This window comes from Streptomyces sp. PH9007 (assembly GCF_059813725.1).
The window spans coordinates 2,177,759-2,197,908 of record NZ_CM187440.1; the positions used below are offsets into that span (position 1 = coordinate 2,177,759).

Here is a 20,150-nt window from a genome sequence, read left to right on the forward strand (position 1 = left end):
CACCCCGGCGGGGCGCCGCCGGGCCCGGGGTCGATCAGCGGGGGTCGATCAGCGGCGGCTGTCAGCGGGGTTGATCAGCCGGCCCGGCTCCGCCCCGCTCAGCAACGTGGTGAGCGCGGTCCGCAGATCGGGGCCCAGGTACCAGTCGCCGGTGTGGTCCAGGGCGTACATCCGCGCCTCCCGGTCCATCGCCAGCAGCGCCGTTCCGCCGCCCTCCGCGCCCAGCGGGCACAATTCGGTCTCCAGCGCCTGCCCCAGATCGCTCAGGGTGCGGGCCCAGTGCAGCCCGCGCAGCGGGTCGATGACGACCGAACCGGGCGCGTACCGGCGCCCCGGGCCCATCGGGTGCAGCCGCAGCCCGCCGAACTCCGCCCAGGTCTCGAACGCCGCCGGGAACAGCGCGTGCGGGTGTCCCAGCGGCGAGCGGTGCCCGCTGAGCGTGTCGGCCCACCGTTCGGCCTGCTCGATCATGCGGCGGCCCGGCTGCCACCCCGCGTAGCCCAGCGCCTGGTCCAGATCGAAGCCGTGGCCGGCACCGCCGCCGGCACGGGTCTCCGCCGGCATCCGCAGGGTCAGGGTGGGGCCGGTGAGGTCCGCCCCCGGCGCTCCCTCACTGACGCTCTCCACCCCGAAGTGCGCCAGCAGCGCCGCGCACGAGCGGCAGTGCGGCGCGTACGTGCCGTGCTGCGGGTCGCCGTCCTCCCTGATGTGCCGGGTGGTGATCACCGCGCCGCGCAGCAGCCGGGCGTCGCCGCCCTCGCTCAGGTGCCGGGAGATGAGCGCCACCTCGGGGCAGCGTCCTGCGTGCCGTTCGCGGTCGGCCGGGCCCAGCGCGTCCAGTAACTCCCGTACCAGCGGGTGCAGCCGCGGGGCGTCCTGGGCCGAGCGGAGCACGGCCGCGCCCTTGAGCGGGTGTTCGCGTCCCGGCAGGGACAGCGCGGCGGCGGTGGTGGGCAGGATGCCGTCGCGCCGGTGCCGCAGCACGGGGACGGCCGGCCCGGCGTCCGCCTGGCCGTCCTGGCCCTCAAGATCCAGCGTCACCGGCATCCTCGTGCTTTCTCCCCCGGTCCTCCCCACAATGCCGATCAGCTTGCCACAAGCCGTTGTCACGACCGGTTAAGCAGCCCTGGGACGGTGCCCATGACACATTGACCTCGTAGGCTGTCGGGCAACAGCGTGACCGCGCAGGAAGCAGCAGGGGGCCAAACGCCATGACGACAGGTCGGCTCGGGCAGCATGCCGCGCCACCGAACGGGGCCTATGCGGGACAGCTGGTGCAGTTCCCCGACCCGGTACGGGCGGCCCGTTACCCGCAGGGCGTCCGGGTGGACGCGGAGGGATTCCCGGATTTCTCCCCGTTCGCGAGAGCGGCGGCCGAGATCGCCGAGCCCCCCGAGGGCTTCGGCATCGACGAGCTGCGGCTGACCGACTACGTGTCGGCCAACGCCGCGCTGCACGCCGCCGGTCACGAACTGTGGGCCGATCTGCCGCCGGTGGCCACGCCGCACGGCTGGACCTGGCACCACGTGGCCCGCTCCCGCCGCCTCGAACTCATACCCGTCGAGGTCAAGGCGCTGCTGCGGCACCACGCCGGGCTGGCGACCACCGCCGTGGACCAGGACAAGCGCGGCACCCGCCCGCTCCAGGACCCGAAGCCGGTGCATTTCGCCGCCCCCTACTCGGTGGCGGTGGAGGAGGACCGGCTGCGCGCGGCCGAGGACAAGCTGGGGTACCCGCTGCCGGGCGCCTACCGCTCCTTCCTCAAGGCGGCCGGCGGCTGCGCCCCGGTGGGCCTGGCGCTCGACGCCGAGCTGGGGCTGCTGATCGACCAGCCGTTCTTCACCCTCAGGGAGGAGGCGGCGGTCAACGATCTCGTCTACATCAACAAATGTCTGCGTGATCATCTGACGAAGGATTATCTCGGGGTCGCCTTCGTGCACGGCGGGATCATCGCCGTGAAGGTCAAGGGCGAGGACATCGGTTCGGTGTGGCTGTGCGCCTACGACGACGCCCGCGACCGTGACGGGCTGACCGTCCAGGAGCGGGTGGACACCCTGCTGCTGCCGTGCGGGGCCGACTTCGACGCGTTTCTGCTCCGGCTGGCGGGCAGCCCGCCCGAGCTGGAGACGGTGGCCGATCTGATGGTGGACGGCGGCTTCGCCCGCGCCGTCCCGGTGGAGGGGTGAGGCGGCGATGGTGACCTTCGCACAGGCGCAGGAGCGCGCCGACCGCTGGGTGAACGGCTCCGCCACCGGGGAACGCAGCCGCGAGGTGCGGGTGCGCGAGTTCGATCTGGGCTTCGTGGCCTGGGCCGAGGACTGCGGCGGGAAGCTGGTGATCGCCCGGGACAGCGGCGAGTCGACGCTGTGGCCCGCGCTGCCGGTGAGCGAGGTGATACGGCGGTACGAGGAGACGTACGGTGCCGCGCTCGCCGCCGCCCCGGCCGCCGAACCGCAGGGCCGGATGGACCTGGAGGCGACGTCGTTCCTGCTGACGCCGCCGGACTGGCTCCAGGAGGCGGCGGACCGGGCCGCGTCGTCGGCCGCCGACGGGGCGGACGCCGCCGAGCCCGCGCAGGCGGACACCGGCTCGCTCGCCCCGTCCGCACCGGACCCGCAGCCCGCGGCCGAACCGGACCCGTGGGCCGGCACCGACACGGCGGGGGCCGCTTCCGGCTCCGGCGCGTGGGCGACGGGGGCCGACGCCACGGGAGAGCACGGCTCCGACGCGGACGGCTCCGGGCCGGCACCCGCGGCCGACCCCGACCCGTGGGCGGGCACCGACACGGCCGGGGCGCCCCCGGCCGCCGGCGCGGGCGCGGCGTCCGGCCCGGAGCCGGAGGCCGATCCGTGGGCCGGTACCGACACCGCCGGGCCGCCCTCGGCCGGCGGCTCGGTGTGGGACGCCACCGACACCTCGGGCAGCGGCACGGACATCCCGTCCGTGGCTCCGCCCGCCACCGTCTTCTCGCCGCCGGTCGTGCTGGACCGCGAGCCGCCCGCCGGGCTCGGCAGGGACGACCGGGACGCCCCCGGGTCCGCGCCGGCCTCCGAGGCCCGTACCTCCGTGCTGCCGCAGGGCAGCGCGCTGCCCAAGACCCAGCTGCACGACGCCCTGCCCCCGGCGGGTTCGGCCCAGCCGCCCCAACTGCCGCCGGTGCCGCCGGCGCCCGCGCTTCCGGGCGGTACGGGCGGCGGTGGCGCCGCCGATCTGGCGTCCGCCGACACCGCCAAGGCGGCCATGGCGCCCACCGCCCCGCAGGGCGGCCCGCCGCCGGCCCCCTCCCGGCCGGGTGCCTCCGTGCCCCCGCCGCCGCCCCCCGCGCCGGCCGTGCCGGGTGCGGCGAGCAGCGGCGGCGACGACTCCTACATCCCCACCCAGCAGGTCAGCCCGGAGGAGATCGCCGCGCTGAAGGCGGCGGCCTCCCGGCCCACCGCGCCCAGCCCGTCCCAGACCCCGCCGCCCGGCCCGCCGAGCGGCCCGGGGGTCCCCGGCGCTCCCGGCGGCCCCGGCGGCCCCGGCGGCCCCGGCGGCAATGTGCACGCCGCCGCCACGATGCTCTCTCCCGCCCCCGGCACTCCCGGTGCCGGTGACACCGGCGGCGTCCCGTTCCCGCCGCCGGCCCCGGCCGGCCCGGGCCACGGCACCCCGCCGCCCCCGCCGCCGGGCCCCGCGATCCAGGCGCCGGGCGGCCCCGGCACCCCGCCGCCCCTGGGGCAGCACTCCCCGCCGTCCCAGGGCCAGGGGTACGGCTATCCGCCGCCCGGCATGCCCACGGTGGGCTCCGGGTACATGGCGGTGCTGCGCTACCGTGCGCCCGACGGCTCCGAGCAGCAGCTGATCCGCCGCTCCGCGCCGGGCATGCCGCACCCGGAGTGGCAGCTGCTGCACGAGCTGCACGCCATGAACGTGCCGCCGCAGCAGGTCCTCGAACTGCACACCGAGCTGCAGTCCTGCGAGCTGCCCGGCGGCTACTGCGCCCGGATGATCCGCGAGAACTGGCCGCAGGTGCGCATCACCCACACCGCCGCGTACGGCCACGACCACACCTCGCGGCAGGCGGGGGTGCGGCATCTGGTGGAGCACCAGGACGAGCTCCAGCAGTTCGCCGACGGGCCGCCGCGCTCCGCCCCCGTGCGGGCCCAGCTGCCGCAGCAGCAGCCGGCCCCGGCGGTGGGTCTGGACGTGATCGGCCAGGAGCTGGCGGACGCGTTCGGCCCGCAGGCGATCTTCCGCTACGACCAGCAGTCGGTCTCCCGGCAGGGGGTGCCCGAGATCGTGGCGCACACCCTGCTGTGGTCGGGGCTGCCGCTGGAGATCGCGCCGATCTTCTGGGCGTACGCGCAGCCGGGCCGGCTCGTGCCCACCCTCGCCGAGGTGGCGGCGGAGCGCGGCGTGCAGCCCGCCCCGGACGCCGGTTCGTACCTCGTCATGGGCACGGACTTCGGCAAGCAGCTGTGTGTCCAGTACGGCACGGCGCACATCGTGGCGGTGCCGCTGGAGGCGGGGCCGGGCGGGGCGCCGGTGACGCCGCAGTTCGTGAACGCCTCGCTGCCGCAGTTCGTGCGCTGTCTGGCGCTGCTGGGGCGGATGTGGCGGCTGCGGTACGGGCTGAACCCGGAGCAGGCGGGGCGCTGGACGACCGATTTCCAGGCGCAGCTGGCCTCGCTGGACCCGCAGGCGGTGGCCGACCCGGAGAACTGGTGGTCGGTGCTGCTGGAGCAGATGTGGGACGGACTGCTGTAGGGCGCCCGGCCCGGTGCCCGCATCCCCTCGTCCGGACGGAGCGGGCGCCCCATGCGGGGGCCCCGCGGTGATCCTGCGGTTATCCTGCGGGAACCGGCCATCTCCATCGAAGGGCACAGTCACGTGAGCTCCGTTCGCCCGGCAGCCGTCATCGTTCTCGCAGCGGGTGCGGGGACCCGCATGAAATCCGCCACCCCCAAGATGCTGCACGAGATCTGCGGCCGGTCGCTGGTGGGCCATGTGGTGACCGCCGCGGCGGAGCTGGAGCCCGAGCGGCTGGTCGTGGTGGTGGGCCACGCGCGGGAGCAGGTCGCGGCGCATCTGGCGGAGGTGGCGCCGGCCGCGCTGACGGCGGTGCAGGAGAACCCGAACGGCACCGGGCACGCGGTCCGCGCCGCGCTCGCCGAACTGGGCGGAGCCGGTGAGCTGTCCGGCACCGTGCTGGTGACCTGCGGCGACACCCCGCTGCTGACGGCGGACACGCTGGCGGAGCTGGCCCGTACGCACGAGGCGGAGGGCAACGCGGTCACGGTGCTGACCGCCGAGGTGCCCGACCCCACCGGTTACGGCCGGATCGTGCGGGACGCGGCGGCCGGCGGCGCGGTGACGGCCATCGTGGAGCAGCGCGACGCGGACGAGGCGCAGCGGGCGATCCGGGAGATCAACTCGGGGGTCTTCGCGTTCGACGCGCGGCTGCTGGGCGAGGCCCTGGCCCAGGTCTCCACGGACAACAGCCAGGGCGAGGAGTATCTGACCGATGTGCTGGGCATCCTGCGCGCCGCCGGCCACCGGGCGGGCGCCTCGCGGGCGGCCGAGCACACGGAGATCGCCGGGATCAACAACCGGGTGCAGCTGGCCGCGGCCCGGCGGCTGCTGAACGACCGGCTGCTGGAGCGGGCGATGCTCGCCGGGGTGACGGTGGTGGACCCGGCCACGACGTTCATCGACGCGACGGTGACCTTCGAGCCGGACGCGGTGATCCACCCGGGCACCCAGCTGCTGGGCACCACGCACATCGGAGGCGGTGCGCAGATCGGCCCGAACACGCGGCTCACGCACACCTCGGTGGGCGACGGCGCCACGGTGAGCAACACGGTGGCGGACAGCGCGCGGATCGGCGACGGGGCGAGCGTGGGCCCGTACGCCTATCTGCGGCCGGGTACGGTGCTGGGCCGCGCGGCGAAGGCGGGCACGTTCGTGGAGATGAAGAACTCCACGGTCGGGGAGTCGACGAAGGTGCCGCATCTGTCGTATGTCGGTGACGCCACGATCGGTGACTTCACCAACATCGGCGCGGCGAGCGTCTTTGTGAACTACGACGGGGAGTCGAAGCACCACACCACGATCGGCTCTTACTGCAAGACCGGCTCGGACAATATGTTTGTGGCGCCCGTCACGGTCGGGGACGGTTCTTATACGGCGGCGGGTTCCGTCATCACCAAGGATGTGCCGCCGGGTTCACTGGCGGTGGCGCGTGGTCAGCAGCGGAATGTGGAGGGCTGGGTGGCCCGTAAGCGCCCGGATTCCCCGGCGGCGCGGGCGGCCGAGGCGGCCTCCGCGGCACGGGAGCACAAGCCCTCCGAGAACTGATCCGCAGGTCGGGTCCCTCCCCCGCTGTCCGAAGGGCGAACCGCGCCAAGCGGCGGCGATGGGCGGGAAGTACCGTAGAGGTGCCCCGAACGGGCCGATACGCGCAGAAGCGGACTCCAAGGAGACACACTGTGACCGGGATCAAGACGACCGGCGAGAAGAAAATGATGCTCTTCACCGGCCGCGCCCACCCAGAGTTGGCAAAGGAGGTCGCCGCCGAATTGGGCGTGGGACTGGTCCCGACGACGGCCCGGGAATTCGCGAACGGCGAGATCTATGTACGTTTTCAGGAGTCGGTGCGCGGCGCCGACTGTTTTCTGATCCAGAGCCACACCGCGCCGATCAATACGTGGATCATGGAACAGCTGATCATGATCGATGCGCTCAAGCGTGCTTCCGCGCGCAGTATCTCCGTGATCATTCCGTTCTACGGCTACGCCCGGCAGGACAAGAAGCACCGCGGCCGTGAGCCCATCTCGGCCCGGCTGATGGCGGATCTGCTCAAGACGGCCGGCGCCAACCGGATCATCACCATGGACCTGCACGCCGACCAGGTGCAGGGCTATTTCGACGGCCCCGTGGACCACCTCTTCGCACTGCCGGTGCTCACCAGCTACATCGGGGGCCGGGTCGACCGCGGCAAGCTGACCGTGGTCTCCCCGGACGCCGGGCGGGTGCGGGTCGCGGACCGGTGGGCGGACAAGCTGGGCGCCCCGCTGGCGATCGTGCACAAGCGGCGCGACCCGGACGTGGCGAACCAGGTGACCGTGCACGAGGTCGTGGGTGATGTGAACGGCCGGGTGTGTGTCCTGGTCGACGACATGATCGACACCGGCGGCACCATCTGCGCGGCGGCGGACGCCCTGTTCGCCAACGGCGCGGAGGACGTCATCGTGGCGGCCACCCACGGCGTGCTGTCGGGCCCGGCGGCCGACCGGCTGAAGAACTCCAAGGTCTCGGAGTTCATCTTCACCAACTCGCTGCCCACCCCCAGCGAGGTGGAGCTCGACAAGATCACCGTGCTGTCGATGGCCCCGACCATCGCCCGCGCGGTGCGCGAGGTCTTCGAGGACGGCTCGGTGACCAGCCTCTTCGAGGGCGACGCGTAACCGGATTCGGGCAGGGCCTTCCTCGCCGGGTACACTGCCCGGGTTGCTCGGCGAGGGAGGTCCCCCAGCGGGGGGCGTCCGTTATCGACGCGCTCGTGTTCCACGCAGCAGGTCCCACCAGGGCCGGGTGACATGTGCCGTATCCATACCACCCAAGCCTGAGGGAGAACCACCATGGCTGATGTGAAGATCGCCGCCGAGGTCCGCGAGGAGTTCGGCAAGGGCGCCTCGCGCCGTATCCGCCAGCAGGACAAGGTCCCGGCCGTCATCTACGGGCACGGCGGCGACCCCGTGCACGTCACCCTGCCGGGCCACGCCACCATGCTGGCGCTGAAGAACTCCAACGTCCTGATCACCCTGGACATCGCCGGCCGCGAAGAGCTGGTCATCCCCAAGGCCGTCCAGCGTGACGCGCTCAAGGGCTTCCTCGTCCACCTCGACCTGCTGGTCGTGAAGAAGGGCGAGAAGGTCACCGTCGAGGTGCCGCTGGTCACCGAGGGCGACCTGGCGCCGGGCGCCGGCCTGCTGGAGCACGTGCTGTCCGCGCTGCCCGTCGAGGCCGAGGCCACCGACATCCCGCAGTCCCTCACCGTCTCCGTGCAGGGCCTCACCACCGGCGACTCGGTGCTCGCCAAGGACGTGAAGCTGCCCCAGGGCACCTCGCTGGCCATCGACGGCGAGGACATCGTGGTGCAGGTCGTGCAGCCGCAGGCCGAGGAGCCGGCCGCGGGTGCCGAGAACGGCGAAGAGGGCGCGACCGCCTGAGGTCGTGACCGTCCCGTACGGGACTGAGCCCGGGCCGGTGACGGCGGGGATGGAAGGATGCGGGGCATGAGTGAAAGCACCTCTCCCGCTCCCTCCCCCTGGCTGATCGCCGGCCTGGGCAATCCCGGTCCGCAGTACGCGGGCAACCGCCACAACGTGGGCTTCATGGTGGCCGATCTGCTGGCCGACCGGATCGGCGCCCGTTTCAAGGCGCACAAGTCCCGGGCGATGGTGGCGGAGGGGCGTCTCGCCGGCCACCGGGTGGTGCTGGCCAAGCCGATGACGTACATGAACGTCTCCGGCGGCCCCACCGGCGCGCTGAGCGCCTTCTACAAGATCCCCGCCGAACACGTCATCGCCATCCACGACGAACTCGACATCGACTACGGGGTGCTGCGCCTCAAGCGGGGCGGCGGCGACAACGGCCACAACGGGCTGAAGTCACTGACCGCGACCCTGGGCCGCGACTACTACCGGGTGCGCTTCGGGGTGGGCCGCCCGCCGGGGCGGATGGATGTGGCGGCGTTCGTGCTCAAGGACTTCTCCGGCACCGAACGCAAGGAACTGGACTACTTCGTGGACCGGGCCGCCGACGCCGTGGAATCCCTGATCACGGACGGTCTGGAGCGGGCGCAGGGCACGTACAACGGCTGACCGGGGGTTGACCCGGCGCAGGGCGTTGGCCAAAGATCTGCGCCATGCCCGTCCGACGCGACCGACTGCGGCGAGCAGGGGAGCGCGCGTTCGGCGCGCTGCTGCTCACCCGGATGATCCTGATGACCCTGCTGGCCCTGCTGATGGTCACCGGTGGCGCCTGGAGTTCCTGGGACACCGCGCGGGACGCGCTGCGGTCACCGGAGGGTGCGGCGGGCCCGCTGACGCTCCAGGAGTGCGACCGGGAGCGCTGCACGGGGACGTTCGGCCCTTCGGGGGAGGCCGTCGCCCTGTATCAGCGGATCGGCCGGGAGCCGGGCGAGACGCTGGAGGTGGCGCGGCGCCCCGGCACGGCGGAGGTGGTCCGCACCGGGGCGCCCGGGGTGATGTACGCCTGCCTGCCGCTGGCCGGTTCGCTGCTGCTGGCCGGGATCGTGATCGCGGGCGGTCTGCGGATGTACCGCACCGCGTGGGCCACGGCGGGGGCGGGCATCGCGCTGCTGGCGGCGGCCTTCGCGCTGTGGTGAACGGGCCGGGTCAGCCGGCGTGCTCCCGCGCCACGGCCGGCTCCGGCACCGCCGGACCGGTACGCGCCCGGGGCCGGTAGCGGGAGACGGCGACCCCGGCCAGGCACAGCGCGCCACCCAGCAGCCCGACCACGCCGGGCACCTCGCCCAGCAGCACCCAGGACATCAGCACCACCAGGGCCGGCACCACATAGGTGGTGGCGCTCATCCGCCCGGCGGTGGTGCGGGCCAGCGCGTACGCCCACGTGGTGAAGGCCAGGGCGGTGGGGAACAGGCCCAGGTAGACCATGTTGAGGGTCGCGGAGGCGGGCGCGTCGGCCAGTTCGGACACCAGCGCGCCGCTGAAGGGCAGCGCGGCCACCAGGCCCACCAGGGCGCTGAAGGTGACCACCTGGAGCGGCCCCGCGTAGCCGAGGGCGGGCTTCTGCAGCACCACCCCGGCCGCGTACGTCACCGCCGCCAGCAGGCACAGCAGCACCCCCGTGGTGGACGCGTCGCCCTCGCCCGACATGCCCAGGCCCACCACCACGGCCCCGGTGAAGGAGATGCCCATGCCCAGCAGCAGCGTGCGTGGCAGTCCCTCCCCCAGCATCCGGCCGCCGATGAGCGCGACCAGCAGCGGCGCGATGTTGACCAGCATGGCGGCGGTGCCGGCGTCGACCTCCTGCTCGCCCCAGTTGAGGGCGACGTTGTAGACGCCGAACCACAGGAAGCCGGAGGCCGCGATCCACGGCCAGGCGGCCCGCGGGGGCCACCCCACCCGTCGCACCAGGCAGACCGCGCCCAGCGCCAGCACGGCGAAGAGCAGCCGGCCCAGGGTCAGCGCGCCGGGCGAGTAGACCTCCCCGGCGCTGCGGATGGAGACGAAGGCCGAGGCCCACAACACGACGGTGACCCCCGCCGCGACGGGCGCCAGCCACTTCTCGCGCCCACTGTCAGGTGCATCGCTGCTCATGCTGCTGACAGTAGCCGCATCGGGCCACCCACTCAACGCCTTTCGTTCTGCGAAGCGCGACATCCGACGTAGTGTGGATGTCATGCCCGCCGCCTACGACAGCGTGCCCTTCAGCGAACTGGTGCGCGGCGGCAACGTGGCGGTACTCCGCGATGTTCTGCCCGACGCACTGCCCTGGACCACCTTCCTCCCGGAGCGAGACCTCGACAGCTTCATCGGTGAGCTGGCCTCGACCGCCCAAGATGCGGCAGCCCCGGACCATATGAATCCCCCGGCCCTGCTCCTCACCCAATGGCGCCACAGCGCGGAGATCTACGCCGACCCGGCCCTGCACGCGGCCATCACCCGGGAGCCCGAAGGCGACCTGGGTCCCGTACCCGCGCCGGAGGCCACCGAATGACGTCGATGCGAGGCGACCGCGCCGCTCCCCCGCCGGTCGCGGACGAGTACGACCCGCGGTTCGGGCCATCACTTCGGGCCCACGTACCGCAGTTGCCGGAGAGGAAAGCCGCCGACCTCACCCTCGAAGAGGCGCGGCCGAGGCGGGCGGCATCGCCGCACGCTCCTGCGTCACCGCCGACGACGTGCGACGGGTCATCGCCGAGACTCGCGAAGCCCGCCAATGACCGTCCTGGAATTCGCCCTGACCGAGTTCCTGATAGGCACCGAAGAACACCCGCCCCTTCGCAGGCCGTTGAGCGGCCTGTGCGACGTACGGGTACTCCCCGCGCCCCTACCGCTGTTGACCGTCGCATGGCCCGGCGGTGGGTAGGGTGCGGGATCGTGGTGATCGATGAGAACCGGCTGGCCGCGCTGCACAACGAGGCCGTGACCGGAAACCCGGAAGCCGCCCGGGAGTTGGGGCGGCTGCTCTGCCTCCTCCCGGACGAACCGGACGGCGAGGCATGGCCCTTACCCCACTGGCCCGGCGAGCCCTGGCTGCGGGCGGCGCTGACCGCCCGCCCCGACGACGCGTCCGCCGCCGTCCTGCTGGCCGGGGTACTCGCCCAGCAGATCGAACTGCGGTATCTGCTGGGCGACCCCGACGCCGCCATCGCCCGCCGGCAGGGCGAGGCCCTGCACCTGTACCGGGCCGTGCTGCGCACCGACCCCGGCCACCCCACCGCCCGCGCCGGACTCGAGGTGCTGCGCCGCCCGGCCACCGCGCTCACCGGCGACGACACCTACAGCTACTACCGGCTCGACGGCACCCCGCCCGAGGGCGGCACCGCCCGCCTCATCACGCCGGACCCCCACGAACTGCGCTGGGCCGCGGGATCGTTGCTCGGCGCCGCGGACCTGGCCCTCACCGTCCACACCCCCGTGGACAAGCCGCACACCCTCCAGCTTCCGGAGGGACTGCTCCCCGTCGAGTTGCCGCAGCTCCCCGGCCCGGCCCTGCCGCCCGGCCATCCGGTGCGGCTCGCCCTGGACCGGGCCGAGGTCATCGCCTACTACGGCTACGCGGCCGAGCCCAGGTCCCAGCGCAGGTTGCTGTCGTCCGCGCGGTAGATGTTGCCCGGCCCCAGGTAGATCTCGACCTCCACCGGATCGCTGCCCTCGGGGATCAGCACCGTCTTGCACTTCTCCACGACGGACCCGGCGGGCAGTTCCTCCATCGCGTCCCCGGTGTCGTCGGGGCACCGGCCCTCGAACGCCAGCGGGTACACGCTCAGGACGTTGGTGGAGGAGTCGCCGTCCGCCGTGCGCACCAGCAGATTGGCACCGGCGTAGTTGTAGGGCAGGTCCTCGCCCTCCACATGGGCGACCGACACGTGGACGGCGGCCGGTCGCAGCCCCTCCACGTCCTCGGGTTCGAAGTAGCCCTCCAGCGCGGAGTGGTCCCCGACCTCGACCCGGTCCACGGTGATGTCCACCATGGCTTCCCAGCTCCCGCCGTCGTTGTACTCGACGGCGAACGGCACCGGCCCCGAGGATTCCCCCACCGCCAGCGCGGGGGCCGGCCCGGTCTCCGGCTCCGCCTCCGGCTCGGTGTCCTGTCCGGCGGACGGCTCCGCGTCCGCACCGGTGGTGCTCTCCTGCCCCGGCGTCTCCGCGGCGGCGTCCCCGTCGCCGCCAGAGCCGCCGTCCCCGCCACAGGCCGTCACCAGTGCCAGCAGCACGGCGGCAGCCGTCACCGGCAGTATCTTGGTCCCACGCATGGGCAACTTTCCCCGATTCCCCTTGAGTGATGGAATCAAACACCCTACGCACCAGGGGTGTTGAACCCTCCGGAGGCCCCGCCCCGGGACGCGCTCCGCACAGCCCGAGGGCCCCGCCCGGCGCGGCGGCCGGGCGGGGCCCTCGGGGTGGGTACGGGCGTCAGCCGGTGTTGCGCAGCCCCGCCGCCACCCCGTTCACCGTCAGCAGCAGCGCCCTGGTCAGCAGCGGATCGGGGGCCTCGCCCCGCTCGGCCGCCTCCCGCTGGCGGTGCAGCAGCGACACCTGGAGGTAGGAGATCGGGTCCAGGTACGCGTCACGGATGCGCAGGGTGCGCTGGAGCGCCGGGTTGGCGTCCAGCAGCTGCGACTCCCCGGTGATGCGCAGCACCTCGGACACCGTCAGCGCGTGCTCCGCCTCGATGACGTCGAAGATGTGCTGGAGCTCCTGCGGCACCAGCGTGTCCACGTAGTGCCGGGCGATCCGCAGATCCGTCTTCGCCAGCGTCATCTCCACGTTGGACAGGAAGTTCCGGAAGAAGTGCCAGTGACCGAACGCCTCGGTCAGCGTGTCCTCCAGACCCGCCTCGCGGGCCGCCCGCAGACCGGTGCCCGCCCCGAACCAGCCCGGCACGATCTGCCGCGACTGCGTCCAGCCGAACACCCACGGGATCGCCCGCAGTCCGTCGAGACCCGCCCCCGAGTCGGGCCGCCGCGAGGGGCGCGAGCCCAGGTGCAGCTCCGCGAGCTGGTCCACCGGGGTGGCCGCGAAGAAGTACGCCGGCAGGTCCCGGTCCTCCACCAGCTTCCGGTACGCGCCGTGCGCCGCCTCCGAGACGGTGTCCATCGCCGCGTCCCAGCGCGCCAGGTCCTCGTCCGACTGGCGCGGCGCGGTGTGCAGGGCCGAGGCCTGCAGGGTGGCCGCCACGGTCAGTTCCAGGTTCTCCCGGGCGAGCGAGGGCACCAGGTACTTGTCCGAGATGACCTCGCCCTGCTCGGTCACCTTGATCTCGCCCTCCAGCGTGCCCCACGGCTGCGCCAGGATCGCGTCCTGCGTCGGGCCGCCGCCCCGCCCCACGGTGCCGCCGCGGCCGTGGAACAGCCGCAGCCGTACCCCGTGCCGGTGCGCCACGTCGCGCAGCCGCCGCTGCGCGCGGTGGATCTCCCACTGGGAGGTGGTGATCCCGCCGAACTTCGAGGAGTCGCTGTAGCCGAGCATGACCTCCTGCACGTCGTCGCGCAGCGCCACCAGGCGGCGGTAGGACGGGTCGGACAGCATCGCGTCCAGCAGTTCGTCCGCGATCCGCAGCTCGTCCGTGGTCTCCAGCAGCGGCACGATGCCGATCTTGGCCCAGCCCGCGTGCAGGTCCAGCAGCCCCGCCTCGCGCGCCAGGATGGCCGCCGCGAAGACGTCGTCCGCGCCCTGGCACATCGAGATGATGTACGACTCGATGATCTCCGGGCCGAACGCCTCCAGCGCCTTGCCGATCGTCCCGAAGACCCCCAGGGTCTTGGCACCCGCGGCGTCCAGCGGCGCCGGGGAGGGCGCCAGCGGGCGGCGTGAGCGCAGTTCCTTGGCCAGCAGCTTGGTGCGGTACTCGCGCGGCATGTCCGCGTACCGCCAGGACTCCTCGCCCAGCCGGTCGAAGAGCTGGCCGAGCGCGTGGTGGTGGGCGTCCGCGTGCTCGCGCACGTCCATGGTGGCCAGCTGCAGGCCGAACGCCGCCACCGTCCGCATGAGTCGCTCCAGACGGCCGTCGGCGATCAGGGCACCGCGGTGCTCACGCAGCGAGCGCTGGACGACGGACAGGTCCGCCAGCAGCTCCCCGGTGCCCAGGTAGTCGTGCCCGGGTACGTGGGTGGCGCCGGCCGCCAGCCGGGTGCGGGTGTTCAGCAGCTTCTGCCGGACGCAGGTCACCTTCAGCCGGTAGGGCTCCTCGGCGTTGAGCCGCTTGTAGCGCGGGGTGATCTCCGGCAGCGCCTCCAGGTCAGCGGCGAGCGAGTCCAGCAGCTCCTGGGTGGCGCCGCTGTTGCGGATGGAGTTGGACAGCGCGCTGCGCAGCTGGTCGATGTGCTCCAGCGCCATGGTGATGCCGTGCTCGTGCTGGAGCAGCAGCACGTCCCAGGTCACCGACGGAGTGACGTTGGGGTTGCCGTCGCGGTCGCCGCCGATCCAGGTGCCGAAGGTCAGCGGGCGGGTGCCGGCCGGGAGCGGGGCACCGGCGCGCTCCAGCTCGGCCGCCAGGTCCTCCAGGAGGTCGCCGACCGCGCCGTGGTGCAGCTCGTCCAGGTAGTAGACGGCGTTGCGGGCCTCGTCGGTGGGTTCGGGGCGGGTGACGCGCAGCTCGTCCGTCTGCCAGATGAGGTCGATGTTCTCGGCCAGGCGCAGCTCGGTGCGGCGCCGGTCGCCGCCGTGCTCGCCCTCCGGGCGTTCCAGCAGCTCGGCGATCTTGCGCAGCTTGGTGAGGACCGAGCGCCGGGCGGCCTCGGTGGGGTGCGCGGTGAACACCGGGCGTACCCCGAGGTTCGCCACGGTCTGCCGCAGGTGCGCCGGGTCGGCGTCCTTGAGCATGTCGGCGGTGCGCGAGAGCGGGCCGCCCTCGGTGGCCCGCCGGGCGGCGAGTTCGCGCCCGCGGTGCACCTGTTCGGTCACGTTCGCGAGATGGAAATAGGTGGAGAACGCCCGAACGAGCTTGGCCGCCGTCTGGAGATCCGTGTCCCCGAGCAGGGCGGCGGCGGCCTCGCCGTCCGTACGGGTGAGGGATCGGACCCGCTCGACGAGATCGAGCAGCTCAGGACCGTCCTGCCGGACCAGCGTCTCCCCGAGAAGGTCCCCCAGACGGCGGATATCCGCCCGCAGGGCACTACCACTTTCGGGGCTTTCCGCTCTCTCCGGCTTGCTGTCGGCACTGCTCACAGTTGCGGCTCCTCGCAGCTGAATGAAGCTGAATGGACAGGGATCTGGCTGGTCACGGACCGCGTTGTCCGACGGACCCCCATGGTAATGAGGCCGCCCCGCCGGGGCGGGGGCGCTTCAGGGCGTGAGATGACCTCACGGATTGCGATACAAACGTCGCCGTAGGTTACGGTCCCGTAGGTAAGCCGTGGAGGAGGACATCAGCCTCTACGTACCCCCCTATCCCCATTTCCCTCACCCGAGGAACGCTGCCTCATGTCGACCAGCCCCGACCTCGTACCTTCCCAGGCCGCGCCCCCCGACCCCGCGCCACCGTCCTCCCCCGCGCTGTCCGGCACGCTGGGCGGCGAACGCCGGGGCTCGGTGGAGCAGGTCGCCCTCACCGTCTTCATCGTGCTCCCCTTCCTGGCCGTGCTCGCCGCCGTCCCGCTCGCCTGGGGCCGGGGGGTGAGCTGGCTCGACCTCGGGCTGCTCGTCGCCTTCTACTTCGTCGGCTGCCACGGCATCACCGTCGGCTTCCACCGGCATTTCACGCACAGCGCCTTCAAGGCCAGGCGTCCGCTGCGCGTCGCGCTGGCCATCGCCGGCTCGCTGGCGCTGGAGGGCCCGGTGGTGCGCTGGGTCGCCGACCACCGCAAGCACCACCAGCACTCGGACGCCGAGGGCGACCCGCACTCCCCCTGGCGGTACGGGGAGACCGTGCCCGCGCTGCTCAAGGGCCTGTGGTGGGCGCACACGGGCTGGCTGTTCAACGTGGAGCAGACCCCGCAGCACAAGTACGCGCCCGACCTGATCAAGGACCCGGACGTCCGGCGGGTCTCGCGGCAGTTCGTGCTGTGGGCCACCGTCTCGCTGACGCTGCCGGCGGTTATCGGCGGCCTGGCCACCTGGTCCTGGCAGGGGGCGCTGACCGCGTTCTTCTGGGGCTCGCTGGTGCGGGTGGCGCTGCTGCACCACGTCACCTGGTCCATCAACTCGATCTGCCACGCCACCGGCAAGCAGCCGTTCCGCTCGCGGGACCGTTCGGGCAACGTGTGGTGGCTGGCGGTGCTGTCCTGCGGGGAGTCCTGGCACAACCTGCACCACGCCGACCCGACCTGCGCGCGGCACGGCGTGGACCGGCATCAGGTGGACTCCAGCGCCCGGCTGATCCGCTGGTTCGAGAAGGCGGGCTGGGTGTACGACGTGCGCTGGCCGAAGCCGGAACGGCTGGCGGCGCGGCGGGCCGCAGGCACGGACGCGGGGGACGAGAGCGCGCCGGAGGCCCCGGATCCGGCCCCCGCGACGGCCGCCGGCGCGTCCACCGAGCGAAACCCCGGGGAAGGCGCGTCCACGAAGACGGCATGATGGTGGGGTGGCGACCGACGAGAGCAGCAGTAACGGCAATCAGCGAGCGGTCCGGGGCGGCGCACGCAAGGAGCGTCCGCCCCGGCGCCCGCGCCGGCGGATGACCGGCACCGAGCGCCGTGAGCAGTTGCTCGACATCGGTCGCACCCTGTTCGCCGAGCGGGGCTTCGAGGGCACCTCGGTGGAGGAGATCGCCGCCAAGGCCGGCGTCTCCAAGCCGGTGGTCTACGAGCACTTCAGCGGCAAGGAGGGGCTGTACGCGGTGATCGTGGACCGCGAGATGACCCGGCTGCTGGACATGGTGCAGGGTGCGCTCACCGCGGGGCATCCGCGCGAGCTGTGCGAGCAGGCGGCCTTCGCGCTGCTGGACTACATCGAGCAGTACACGGACGGCTTCCACATCCTGGTGCGCGACTCACCCGTCGCCCAGTCCACCGGGACCTTCGCCTCCCTCATCGGGGACATCGCCACCCAGGTCGAGGACATCCTCGGCCTGGAGTTCAAGGCGCGCGGTTTTGATCCGAAGCTGGCGCCGATGTACGCCCAGGCGCTGGTGGGGATGGTGGCGCTGACCGGGCAGTGGTGGCTGAACGTGCGGCGCCCGGAGAAGTCCGAGGTCGCGGCGCACCTGGTGAATCTCGCGTGGAACGGCCTCCAGGGCCTGGAGCACTCCCCCCGTCTGGTGGGCCACCGCCGGGTGTGAGCCGCCCGGGCCCCGGGCCGATCCGACCGACCGGTCCCGGGACACAGAGAACCGCCCCCCGGCTGCCGTGCAGCCGGGGGGCGGTTCTGATGCGGGGCAACGCCGGGGACGCCGGGGCCGCACCGGAGGGTGTGCGGCCCCGCCGCCGGATGTCCCGGCGATAGGTCAGCCGGAGCTGGATCAGCCGTTGCCGACACCGTTGTTGGAGAGGATCCCCAGGCCGGTGAGGACGTGCGACAGAGGCGCGTCGCCCTGGACGGAGCTGGAGTTCTCGGCGCAGGTCTGGTTCTGCTTCTGGGTGAGCAGGTCCTGGATGCCGACGTTGACCAGGCCAACGACGTTCTGGACGTCGACGCTGTTCAGCGGAACCGCGATGCACGGCTTGTTCAGCGAACCGTTGATCAGCGCGAAGTTCGGGGAGAACTTGCCGCTGGTCGTGGTGTTGCCGTAGATCTGGTCCGAGGCGTTGCCGTTGGACGAGATCGGGCCCAGCTGGTTGTCGGTGGCCATCGCCGGAGCAGCGGCCGCGCCCGCCATACCAACAGCCGAGGCGGCGACGGCGACCGTGGCAAGGGTCTTCTTCACGAGATGTTCCTTCCGTGTGTGGATGCCCCGCTGCGGGAGCATCCTGAACAACACGGCTGAGCGGGATCGGTTGTCATTGTTCACTCGGTCGGACCTATTACGTGCCCCTTTCAGGGGAAATGCAGGCTTCAACCATTACCTATTCACCCGCCAGAGGCGTGCCGAGGGTGGTCGGCCGGGGAGCGGTGCCCATCCCCTGCCCCAGGTAGAAGCTGGTGTGCGGCGGCTGGTTGTACGCGGTGTTCTGCCAGGCGAGGCCGGTGCGGTACATCCGGTCGTGGAGCAGCGTGGTGATCTTGCGGTCGGTCTCGATGGGGGTCGAGTAGATCCGCAGCGCGCCGTTGTTGCTGGTGCGCCAGATGACCTCCTCGCGCCAGTCGCCGAGGATGTCGCCGGAGAGCACCGGGGTGGCCTTGGTCCCGTTGTTGGAGGCCACGCCCGAACCGGTCAGCAGCCGGGTGTCGCCGCTGGGCCCGTACTTGTCGATGCGGGTGTCGTCCAGCAGCTCGCGCACCGGGTCGCCGTCCCACCACACCAGGAAGTTGGTGCTGGAGGGCTTGCGGCCGATCTGCTGGCCGTTGACGTCGCGCAGCTGGCCGTCGCGCGAGGACCACATCTGGGCGCCGACCGAGCCGGACCAGATGTTGCCGGCCACCCCGCGCCCGTTGTCGCCGCCGGCGGCGGTCTGCCAGCGGATCTGGCCGTTGGCGGGGTTGATGTACAGGGAGGAGGGCTGGCTGCCGGACTCGGAGACCTTGAAGTAGTCCAGGCCCGGGGTGCCGGGGTTGAAGTTGCCGAGGTGCTGGGCGTCCCCGTGGCCGGTGCGGGTGGTCCACAGCCGGGACCCGTTGTCGTCGACGGCCATCGCCCCGTAGACGATCTCGTCGCGGCCGTCCCCGTCGACGTCGCCGATGGACAGGCTGTGGCTGCCCTGCCCGTCGTAGCCCTGACCGACGTTGGTGGAGCTGTTGGTGTCGAACGTCCAGCGGCGGGTCAGCTGGCCGCCCCGCCAGTCCCAGGCGGCGATGACGGTCCGGGTGTAGTAGCCGCGCGCCATGATGATGGAGGGGCGGGAGCCGTCCAGGTAGGCGGTGCCGGCCAGGAAGCGGTCCACCCGGTTGCCGTAGTTGTCGCCCCAGGAGCTGACGTTGCCACGGGCCGGGACGTAGTCGACGGTGGCCATGGCGGCGCCGGTGGTGCCGTTGAAGACGGTGAGGAACTCGGGACCGTCCAGGACCCGGCCCGCGCTGTTGCGGTAGTCGGCGGAGGCGTTGCCGATGACCCGGCCCGTGCCGTCGACGGTGCCGTCGGCGGTCTTCATGACCACCTCGGCGCGGCCGTCGCCGTCGTAGTCGTACACCTGGAACTGGGTGTAGTGGGCGCCGGAGCGGATGTTGCGGCCCAGGTCGATCCGCCACAGCCGCTGTCCGGCCAGGGTGTAGCCGTCGATGATCGTGGTGCCGGTGACCCCGTCGTTGGCGTTGTCCTGGGAGTTGGAGGGGTCCCACTTGAGGACGATGTCGAGCTGGCCGTCGCCGTTGAGGTCGCCGACGGAGGCGTCGTTCGCGTTGTACGTGTAGCCGGAGCCGCCGGGCGGCTGCTGGATCGGCACGTCGTAGTAGCCGGAACGGAACTGGATGGCGTGCGGGGACCAGTCCTGCTCGGCACCGCCCACCACGGCCCGCACCCGGTAGTCGGCGCTGTTGGGGACGTCGCGGTGCAGGAAGTTGGTGGTGCCGGTGATGGGCTGGTCGTTGACCTTGACGCTGCCCCGGTAGACGTTGAAGGCGACGTTGTCCGGGTCGGTGGCCAGATAGCGCCAGCTGACCAGGTTGTTGCCGCCGGAGTGGACGCTGACCAGACCGCGGTCGAGGTTCTCCAGCTGGGAGGCGGCCACCGAGACCCCCTCAGCGGCGGACGGGAGGCCGGCGGACGGCTCGTCGTCGGCGGCGGCGGGCGCGGTCGGGGCGGCGAGCACCCCGGCGAGTACGGCGGCGCCCATCAGCAGCCAGGTGCGGCGGCGACGGGGATGGCGTGGAGCTGCCACGTTCTCTCCTCGGGAAGTGGGAGGCGACTCAAGCGAAAAGAAGTCG

17 protein-coding genes and 1 pseudogene are annotated in these 20,150 nt (G+C 72.4%); 11 read left to right on the forward strand and 7 right to left on the reverse strand.

Features of this window, described 5'->3' with window-relative positions; genetic code table 11:
• Positions 1-48: 48 nt before the first annotated feature.
• Positions 49-564, reverse strand: a complete 516-nt coding sequence (locus tag ACTFAP_RS09755; protein WP_495684924.1) for an SUKH-3 domain-containing protein — start codon at positions 562-564, stop codon at positions 49-51.
• 75 nt (positions 565-639) lie between these two features.
• Positions 640-1,047, reverse strand: a pseudogene (locus ACTFAP_RS09760) (YwqJ-related putative deaminase); the annotation flags it as partial.
• 164 nt (positions 1,048-1,211) lie between these two features.
• Here ACTFAP_RS09760 and ACTFAP_RS09765 point away from each other — a divergent pair.
• From ACTFAP_RS09765 to ACTFAP_RS09795, 7 genes are all read left to right on the forward strand, one after another.
• A complete protein-coding gene (locus tag ACTFAP_RS09765; RefSeq protein ID WP_495684263.1) occupies positions 1,212-2,186 on the forward strand; it encodes an HNH endonuclease in 975 nt (324 codons plus the stop codon).
• 7 nt (positions 2,187-2,193) lie between these two features.
• Complete coding sequence (locus tag ACTFAP_RS09770; protein WP_500468821.1) at positions 2,194-4,746, forward strand: SUKH-4 family immunity protein; 2,553 nt, start codon at positions 2,194-2,196, stop codon at positions 4,744-4,746.
• Between the two features lie 123 nt (positions 4,747-4,869).
• A complete protein-coding gene (gene glmU, locus ACTFAP_RS09775; protein WP_500468822.1) occupies positions 4,870-6,336 on the forward strand; it encodes a bifunctional UDP-N-acetylglucosamine diphosphorylase/glucosamine-1-phosphate N-acetyltransferase GlmU in 1,467 nt (488 codons plus the stop codon).
• Positions 6,337-6,467: 131 nt separating this feature from the next.
• Entirely contained in the window at positions 6,468-7,445 is a 978-nt protein-coding gene (locus tag ACTFAP_RS09780) for a ribose-phosphate diphosphokinase (protein ID WP_390121963.1), read from the forward strand.
• A 174-nt stretch (positions 7,446-7,619) separates the two neighbouring features.
• Positions 7,620-8,210, forward strand: a complete 591-nt coding sequence (locus ACTFAP_RS09785) for a 50S ribosomal protein L25/general stress protein Ctc (RefSeq protein ID WP_495684266.1) — start codon at positions 7,620-7,622, stop codon at positions 8,208-8,210.
• Between the two features lie 66 nt (positions 8,211-8,276).
• Complete coding sequence (pth, locus tag ACTFAP_RS09790) at positions 8,277-8,864, forward strand: aminoacyl-tRNA hydrolase (RefSeq protein WP_390121967.1); 588 nt, start codon at positions 8,277-8,279, stop codon at positions 8,862-8,864.
• A 44-nt stretch (positions 8,865-8,908) separates the two neighbouring features.
• Positions 8,909-9,391: a hypothetical protein gene (locus tag ACTFAP_RS09795; RefSeq protein ID WP_500468823.1), complete on the forward strand. Its 483-nt coding sequence runs from the start codon at positions 8,909-8,911 to the stop codon at positions 9,389-9,391.
• A 10-nt stretch (positions 9,392-9,401) separates the two neighbouring features.
• Here the strand turns inward: ACTFAP_RS09795 and ACTFAP_RS09800 are convergent, their stop codons facing one another.
• The gene (locus ACTFAP_RS09800) at positions 9,402-10,346 is read right to left on the reverse strand and encodes a DMT family transporter (protein ID WP_500468824.1); all 945 of its coding nucleotides are present in this window, start codon (positions 10,344-10,346) and stop codon (positions 9,402-9,404) included.
• A gap of 82 nt (positions 10,347-10,428) precedes the next feature.
• Here ACTFAP_RS09800 and ACTFAP_RS09805 point away from each other — a divergent pair, with 82 nt between their 5' ends.
• On the forward strand, positions 10,429-10,746 hold the full coding sequence (locus tag ACTFAP_RS09805) for a hypothetical protein (RefSeq protein ID WP_500468825.1): 318 nt from the start codon (positions 10,429-10,431) through the stop codon (positions 10,744-10,746).
• A 383-nt stretch (positions 10,747-11,129) separates the two neighbouring features.
• On the forward strand, positions 11,130-11,858 hold the full coding sequence (locus ACTFAP_RS09810) for a hypothetical protein (RefSeq protein WP_495684269.1): 729 nt from the start codon (positions 11,130-11,132) through the stop codon (positions 11,856-11,858).
• Here the strand turns inward: ACTFAP_RS09810 and ACTFAP_RS09815 are convergent.
• Positions 11,807-12,508 carry a hypothetical protein gene (locus ACTFAP_RS09815; protein ID WP_495684270.1) on the reverse strand — a complete coding sequence of 234 codons (702 nt, stop codon included), beginning with the start codon at positions 12,506-12,508 and terminating at the stop codon, positions 11,807-11,809. The two genes, ACTFAP_RS09810 and ACTFAP_RS09815, sit on opposite strands and share 52 nt — an antisense overlap.
• Positions 12,509-12,668: 160 nt before the next feature.
• Positions 12,669-15,422 carry a phosphoenolpyruvate carboxylase gene (gene ppc / locus ACTFAP_RS09820; RefSeq protein WP_400012266.1) on the reverse strand — a complete coding sequence of 918 codons (2,754 nt, stop codon included), beginning with the start codon at positions 15,420-15,422 and terminating at the stop codon, positions 12,669-12,671.
• A 255-nt stretch (positions 15,423-15,677) separates the two neighbouring features.
• On the opposite strand from ppc, the gene ACTFAP_RS09825 reads away from it, so the two are divergent.
• Together ACTFAP_RS09825 and ACTFAP_RS09830 are read left to right on the forward strand one after the other, a co-directional pair.
• Entirely contained in the window at positions 15,678-16,769 is a 1,092-nt protein-coding gene (locus tag ACTFAP_RS09825; RefSeq protein ID WP_500468826.1) for an acyl-CoA desaturase, read from the forward strand.
• Between the two features lie 7 nt (positions 16,770-16,776).
• Positions 16,777-17,472 carry a TetR/AcrR family transcriptional regulator gene (locus ACTFAP_RS09830; RefSeq protein WP_030735868.1) on the forward strand — a complete coding sequence of 232 codons (696 nt, stop codon included), beginning with the start codon at positions 16,777-16,779 and terminating at the stop codon, positions 17,470-17,472.
• A 180-nt stretch (positions 17,473-17,652) separates the two neighbouring features.
• Here the strand turns inward: ACTFAP_RS09830 and ACTFAP_RS09835 are convergent, their stop codons facing one another.
• Both ACTFAP_RS09835 and ACTFAP_RS09840 read right to left on the reverse strand, forming a co-directional pair.
• On the reverse strand, positions 17,653-18,057 hold the full coding sequence (locus tag ACTFAP_RS09835) for a rodlin (RefSeq protein WP_030735870.1): 405 nt from the start codon (positions 18,055-18,057) through the stop codon (positions 17,653-17,655).
• A 139-nt stretch (positions 18,058-18,196) separates the two neighbouring features.
• Positions 18,197-20,059 (reverse strand): rhamnogalacturonan lyase, encoded by a 1,863-nt coding sequence (locus ACTFAP_RS09840; RefSeq protein WP_500469445.1) that lies wholly within the window; start codon positions 20,057-20,059, stop codon positions 18,197-18,199.
• Positions 20,060-20,150: the final 91 nt, after the last annotated feature.